The following is a 7,629-nucleotide window of genomic DNA, read 5'->3' as shown; positions in this document are numbered from 1 at the left end:
TACAAGTATCATCCATTCTTCTTTAGATCTTCTTTCTGCCATGCAAATTACCTCCTACTAAGTATAGGAGTATTATCACATTAATTTACTGCCAGTCCTAGGTGATGAGTTATTTGACGCTTACCTTACTTGACTCAGAAGCAAGGTACTAAATTTACTATTATTAAGTTTTAAAACTAATAGAAGAGTATACATTATATAAACTGGTACCTATAGACTGGACACGTGAAAAAAAGTGTTTAGACTATAGGTATTTTTTTGTATAATTAAATTAACATCAGGAGGTAGCTACATGAGTAAGAATATATTCACGAAAGAACAAGTTGAAAAACTAGAAAATAATAATAATAATATACTAAAAGTTAGTGAACGCTCGATTACGTATACACATGAATTTAAAATTCTTTTCATCAATGAATATATTGCTGGTAAATTACCAAAAGATATTTTCCATGAGAATGGATTAGATATTGAGGTCTTAGGAGAAACAAGAATAAAGCAAGCTGCATGCCGTTGGAAACGAGCATACAAGAAGGATGGAATTATAGGGTTATATGATACTCGAAAAACCGCAAGCGGACGCCCACTAGCTAGAGAATTAACTAAAGAAGAAATAATAAATAGGCAAGAAGCTAAAATATTATTACTTGAATCGCAGGTCGAACTATTAAAAAAATTAGACTTGGCAGAAAGGTTGCTGATAAATAAGAATATAAAATTAAGAAGTTCTGAAATCTTCAAATTAATAAATGAAACTATAAACACAAATAAATTCAAGAACTTAACTAGATATTTTTGTGGCATTTTAGACGTTTCACGTTCGGGATACTACAATTATATAAACTCAGAAGATAGTAGAATTAACAAAGAAGAAATGGACTTGAATGCTCGAGATATTATATTAAAAGCCTTTAACCATCGTGGTTTTAAGAAAGGTTCCAGATCAATAAAAATGATTTTAGAAAATGAATCTGATGTAATTTTTAGCCTTAAAAAAATAAGAAGAATAATGAATAAATATAATATAGTATGTCCTCATAGAAAGGCTAATCCCTACAAGAGAATGGCTAAGGCAACTAAGGAACATAGAGTGGTTCCTAATATATTAAATAGAAATTTCAAACAAGGAGTGCCTGGAACTATACTGTTAACTGATATTACTTACCTACAGTATAACGGAAGCGATATGGCTTATTTATCGACCATTTTAGACGCATCAAGTGGTGAAATATTAGCCCACAATGTTTCTAAAAGAATTACTCTAGATATAGCTACAGATACGATCTTGAAATTAAAACAATAAAGAAAAGTTAAGTTATCCAAAGATGCATTTATACACTCAGATCAGGGAGCTCATTATACAAGTCCAATTTTTCAAAAATTACTTAAAGACAAGGGGCTAGGACAATCAATGTCACGACGTGGAAACTGTTGGGATAATGCTCCGCAAGAATCATTTTTTGGTCATCTAAAAGATGATGTTGATAATAAATCATTCAAAGCCTATGAAGACCTTAAGACCCAAATTGATAAATATATAAAATATTATAACAATTACAGATATAAATGGGGATCAAAAAAGATGACTCCTGTTCAATACAGAAATCATCTTTTATGTGCTTAGCACTCTTTTTTAAGTTGTCCTTGACATGGGTACCAGATTAATATAGGGATACTCTTCTTATTTTATATTATTAACAGCTTAATTTTCGAGGTGCAAAAATGTAATTCACCTCTGGAATATCATAAATATTCACATAATATATTACACAAATAAAATTACTGCAATATTATCTATCAAACCGAATAAATTTTCAACAAAAAGATAACCTATTACTATGCATTTAATTTAAAGATAGCAATATGGAGGATGATAATATAATGCAGCACATAATGTTAAAAGGTCCTGTTAATGATCCAGCAACTACTGCTAGAAGTAAATATTGTATTCAGGCACTTAATGAATCAGAAATAAAAACTCAAGATCTTTCATCTATCTTTTGTAATTGGGATAAAACATGCGCAAGAGATGCTATCTCTTCACTTTTTTTACGATATAGTGATAAACTTGAGTTAATAATCGCCAGTAATGACGAAATGGCAATAGGTGCTATTGAAGCACTTCAAACGTATGGATATAACAAGGGTGATAACTCAAAACATATCCCAGTTGTTGGTATTGGAGGCTTACCTAAGGCAAAAGAATTAATTAAACAAGGTGCTATGGCAGGAACTATTATACAAGATCCTCGTGATTATGCAAATGCAGTTTATACTATAGGAATGAACCTCGTCTCTGGTACTGATCCTCTCAATGGAACAAATTATAAATTTGATGATACAGGAAATACAATTAGAATACCTTACTATCCATATACTAACTTACAATAAAACCGACTATGTGAAAACATAGTCGGTTTTAATTGTTAATATTAATGTTATTTTATATTTCGCACCTTAAAATGAACCCATTAAGAAAATCTCTAGTGTTGTTCATATTTACTAGGATAACCCTAATCCTAACTGCTCCTGTTCTATTTTTCTGAATTCCACCTCTTGAGCTACAACCTGACTTCTTACTTCCATTACTACAGTCTGTTGCTTATTACCAATAAGTTTTTGCCCAAGGATGTAGTTCACGTCAAACCTGCTAGAAATAGCTGGAGTCGCTCCACGAACTGGCACAATTAGCTGAACATTATTAGTTTTCAAGAACTCAAATATAGGCTCCCAAATGTATATGTCCTTAGCTGATCCAAAGGGATTATCTATAAATATAGTTTTCCTTAATTTATTATTATCAGAATTAAAGGAATTTATATTTTTAATATAATTGATTATAGATATTAAAAATTGAATATATATTCCTTGTGACTGACCTGTACTACCAACAGCTTCCTCATATTCTAGTGTTTTGCTTTGTTCTGATATCTGCTCTCTTTTATAAAGCTTCAAGACTATTTTATTCATATCTGAAACAATGACAGAAAAAAGTCGCTTAAGTGCCAACTGATTTTTAATATATTTGACCTTTTCTAAAGTATCTTCCATCTTATCAACATTTTTTATTGTTTCCTCAATATACTGAGACATGTGGAACTTTTGCTGTTCTTCCTTCACATAAGGTAGCTGCAGATTAACCATTTGTATTATCTCATTATTCAAATTTAATCTTGATAACCGTGGTAGTCTATCAAGTTCTGTTTTCACATCTCTGCAGCGTTGGAGGCATTGATTTTGAAAATTATCTTTAATTTGCTCCATATCCTTAATATCATTTTCTATTTTTCCCTTTTGAAGATATATAAGCTCTTTGATATTTTCTAGGTTCTCTATAAGTTCTCTGCATTTTTCACTCATAGAAGGAACATTAATGCTTCGTGAGAATTCTTCAGCTAAATCAATAGCCCCTATCTCTTTAAGTGTTTTTATATTCTTTTCTTTACCAATTTCAAAAGTCAGCTTACTATCTTTTTCTTTTTTACAAACTTTATCATAATCTTTTTCTAAAATTACATAATAACTTTTAATATCTTCTTGATTTTCAAGGATGGCCTTTGTCTTATCTTTAGAAATATTGCTAGACCTTAGAATTACCTCTATATCAGCAATAATAACTTTTAAAGCTTCAATTCCTCGATCGATACTAATTTGTAACTTTAAAAGCTCTTTTATTCTCAAAGCAAGCTTTTCTCTTTTCATAATATTGTCTTCTTCAAAATGCTTGAATTTAAACACTTCAATTTCAAGTGCCACATAATCACCAAACTTATCTGTGAAATCACTTACCATTCTTTCAATATTTCCCTCAAGCTTACTTTTTATTAATCTAGAATTTATAACAGCTTTATCAAAATCTTCAACTTGACTTTTTAAGGTTTTAAATTCTTCTTTTAATTTCCTTAATTCTTCTTCAGCAGTAACTGAAATCTCATTTTTGTTTTTAAGTTCGTAAAGTTGCTCTATAGAATATCCTCTACTGCGAGTTTCCTTTTTATTATTATCCATATTGCTTTGATAATTTTTCAAAAGTTGATCTTTGTCTTTTACATCTGAATTTTTTTCTTCTAAGGCTTTTTTGCTACCTCTGAATTTTGATTCTAAATCCTCATCAGTTATATCTAATTTTTCATACTTATCTTCCTTATAATATGTTTTATAAATATCGTCCCATTCCATTTTTATTAGATCTATTTTTTCCTCTAAGGCTGTCTTTATCTCAAGTTCACTTTTTTCTTGACCTTTTAGAGCAATCATTAAATTTTCAATTTCCATATGTTTTGAATTCAAGGATTTTAACTTTTCTAAAAAGTCCTGAAGTCTCTTTTCTTCTTCATTTAAGTTATCAAAATTAACCTTTAATTCTCGAGTAGTCTTTAAATCCTGCTCTAAAGTAGTTAACTTATCTTCTAGACTTGTATTTTTCAGTTTAATATTTTCCATCTGTAAGTCAAGTCCATCTATAGTCTTTATGCAAATTATCCTTTCAGTTTCTAAGGATTCTTTTTTATCTTTTGATTTAACATAATCCTCTTTAATCTGCTCTATTTTATTATCATAAGAAAACTTGAATTCTTTAATATATGTATTATCTATTTTTAAAGTTTCTTCATTTCTTTTAAGGAGTTCCAGGTTATTTCTTATTTCTAATATCGCTCTTTCAACCTTATTTTTTTCTTCTTTTATTTTTTCTGAATTTATAAATTTAGACTTATCTTTTACTGCAAAGGTTAAACCATTAATGTTAAAATCAAGTTTATCTTTAATAACCTCTAAACTGATAATTGGAATAGCATAGTTCCCAAAATCACATTCCTTAAACTTTTCATCCTTAAGAAGTTTATTAAAGTTGTAGGTTACAATAACAGAATATGGTAGGAAAGGTATTTCACTTAATAGAGCTTCCTTTTCTTCTACGGAACGCCCTTGAAGATATTCTATACCTAATATACCGTCCTCATTATAGTTCCTATTAATATATTCTTTTACCTTTAGTATTTCTTTTGTTGAAGGTATTGGTTTGTCTTCACCTAGCTGTGTACAATACTCTACCGATTGTTGCAGCTCTTGCTCTTGTCCTAATATTATTCCTAAAAGTTCTTTATATTTGCTATCTAGACTATTACTTAAAGATAAAACATCATCTGATTGATAAACTTCTAATAATTTAGTAGCCTTAATTTTATCTAGCTGATACTGCTTAATTAACTCATCATAATCCTTGATTTTGCCTTCTATTGAAGTTACTTTTTCTTCATGTTTAGCAATATCAATTTTAGAATTGTTGTTTTGATCTTTCAAAGATTCAAATAAAGACTTATTCTTGTCTATTTTCTCTACGCTATCATCTCTATTCTTCTCTAAATTAGTAATATCACTATCTATCTCATCTAGAAGCATAATGTTTAGCTGATCTCTAAGAGAGTTAACTTTTTCCTTCAAGACTTTTAGACTATCTTCTGACTGTGTTATATTACTTTCACAGACAGCAGTTTTTTTATCAATATCTCTTTCTTCTTTTTTAGATTCTTCTACCTTATTTGATAGTTCCTCTACTTTACTTAAAGATTCACTAAACTTATTATTTAGATCCTTAAGCTTCATTTCGTCTCTAATTTTTTTATTGTAGGCTAATAAGTTTAAGTCCCTTGTCAAAGTTTCATTGGCTTTAAAAATATTATCAAGCAGATGCTTAGTTTCATCAAATTGCTTTTTGTTATTTAGATAATCCATGAAATAATTCTTTACTTCTCTAAGTTTAATTTCATTATCTAGTGTATTAAATTGATAATCTGCACTTTGAAATTTACTTTCTATATTCTGAAGTTCTTCTTCTGACTTACTTAGCTTATGATTCATACTCTGCAGCTTTATAGTTGCTATGTTTTTCTCTATTTGTTCTTCTTCTTTATTTATACTATGTAGTGCTTCCTCTAGAGAATTCTGTTCTTCATATTTAATCCTTATGCCTCTTTCCAAAGTATTGTAGGTTTTTACAATATCCGCTTCTACTTTATCCTTTTCCTCATAAACATTAACAAGTGTATTTGTCCTGTTAACAAAGTCCTTAACCACATCTGCCTGTCTATCAAACTTTGAAATTTCGCTTTTCTTTTTAGATAACTCTATGATTTTATCCTTTATATCCAAAAGGGTTTTTGCCATATCTTCTTCGTCATCTAATCTATTAGTTTTAGCCATAAATGCCTTTTGGATAATTTTTTCTATAAGTAAGTCCTCTACTACCTTTCTTGAGGTTCTATAATTTTGCTCAAAGTAGCTTCTCACATGCCCTTCAGTCTTATTTATTCCCCTAATAATTTCCCATTCACTTTCGTATAACCCATGTTGACTAATAAACCTTTGATATTCTCCCTTTTTATTCTCAAAGATATCGGAAGCGACAACAAAAGAGTTGTCACTTTGCAGTGATCTTAATTGTTTTTTTAGGCCATTATAGGTTACTTTTTCTTTATTATCTTGCAATGCTAAATTATTTATATCATTTTCATTATATGTATTATAGAATATGCAGTAATTAAAATAATCAAAGGCTGCAGTATCCTTTTTATTCTCACTCTTTCCAAAAGTCTCTGTACCTTTTCTAGCACAAAATCCTGTTGTCATATACTTAAAACCAGACTTATCTCCATCATCTAATCGCCATTCAATAAGTGAGTGAATTACATTGCTGGATTCCTTACCCCTAAAAAGTTTTTCTATAGGCTGCTTTTCATCTAGATGACAATTTGGTATAAGGTTTTGTAAAAGCAATAACATTAGAAGACTTTTACCCCCACCGTTTGCAAGGTCATACAAAGTATTGCTACAGGAAAATTCCATTTTGAAATCATCATATGTTTGAGTACCATTATTATATTTAACATTATTTACTCTTACCCTATTTATTTGTGGCATTAATTAAGCACTCCTTCCGACATTATCTCGTAGAGCCTACCCCTGAAATCCTCAAAGTAGTTTTCTATCAAAGCTTTAAATCTATCATTAGCATAATATCGTTCCTCTACCTCAATAAAAAGATTCTGCTCCTTTAGAAAATTAAAGGCAATCTTTATATATCCTAACTTAGAACTTTTATATGCTCTAGTATTTACTGCTAAATCAGTACTGTGAGTTAAGGGAAGTTCCTCCCACAAAAGAGCTATGGCATTAAAACTATTCTCTTCAAGTTCATTTTTTACTATTACATCTAATTTGCTAACAATGCTTGAAAGTGAGCCATCTACGCTTTTTAGCACATCCTCACTTTTTATATATTCTTGAAAGGTATAACTTGAGGAATCTTTATAAAATAGTGTAATTATATTATAAATAATAAAATAGCACATATATAATTCCTTATTAACCTTCAGGCCTAGCATCTTTCTTAATTCCTCATTAGTATAGCCAAAAACCTTATTCTGTTCTCCAGCTGTAATATATAAAGCATCCTTATATTGATATAAAGTTAAATTTAACTTGTCCATCATGCTACCAAATATATTATACATTTCCATATTCGAATTATATTCTTCGTATAGGTCTTCATTCTCTTTATTACTTACATTTTCGCCTGTAATAAGTTTTGAAAACAGCTCAAGAGCTTTCTCCATATTCCAATTATCCAAG

3 protein-coding genes and 1 pseudogene are annotated in these 7,629 nt (G+C 29.6%); 2 read left to right on the top strand and 2 right to left on the bottom strand.

All coding sequences use genetic code 11. The features are described from left to right. Positions 1-292: 292 nt before the first annotated feature. Both CLVI_RS14235 and CLVI_RS14230 read left to right on the top strand, forming a co-directional pair. Positions 293-1,624, top strand: a pseudogene (locus tag CLVI_RS14235) (IS3 family transposase). A 257-nt stretch (positions 1,625-1,881) separates the two neighbouring features. Next, a complete protein-coding gene (locus tag CLVI_RS14230) occupies positions 1,882-2,391 on the top strand; it encodes a substrate-binding domain-containing protein (RefSeq protein WP_341458761.1) in 510 nt (169 codons plus the stop codon). Between the two features lie 111 nt (positions 2,392-2,502). Here CLVI_RS14230 and CLVI_RS14225 read toward each other — a convergent pair whose 3' ends face one another. Continuing rightward, a complete protein-coding gene (locus CLVI_RS14225; protein ID WP_106060796.1) occupies positions 2,503-6,918 on the bottom strand; it encodes a coiled-coil domain-containing protein in 4,416 nt (1,471 codons plus the stop codon). Then, positions 6,918-7,628, bottom strand: coding sequence for a DUF6063 family protein (locus CLVI_RS14220; protein ID WP_106060795.1), 711 nt, complete (start codon positions 7,626-7,628; stop codon positions 6,918-6,920). The genes CLVI_RS14225 and CLVI_RS14220 overlap by 1 nt, the downstream gene beginning before the upstream one ends. Position 7,629 lies beyond the last annotated feature (1 nt).

Source organism: Clostridium vincentii (genome assembly GCF_002995745.1).
Classification (GTDB): domain Bacteria; phylum Bacillota; class Clostridia; order Clostridiales; family Clostridiaceae; genus Clostridium; species Clostridium vincentii.
Note: the sequence above shows the minus strand (reverse complement) of the source record. Positions and strands in the feature narration are given on the sequence as shown.

What these genes read in the sequence shown, in the direction of transcription:
- CLVI_RS14230 (WP_341458761.1), top strand. Translation starts at nt 1,882, where the DNA reads ATGCAGCACATAATGTTAAAAGGTCCTGTTAATGATCCAGCAACTACT.
- CLVI_RS14225 (WP_106060796.1), bottom strand. Translation starts at nt 6,918, where the DNA reads ATGCCACAAATAAATAGGGTAAGAGTAAATAATGTTAAATATAATAAT.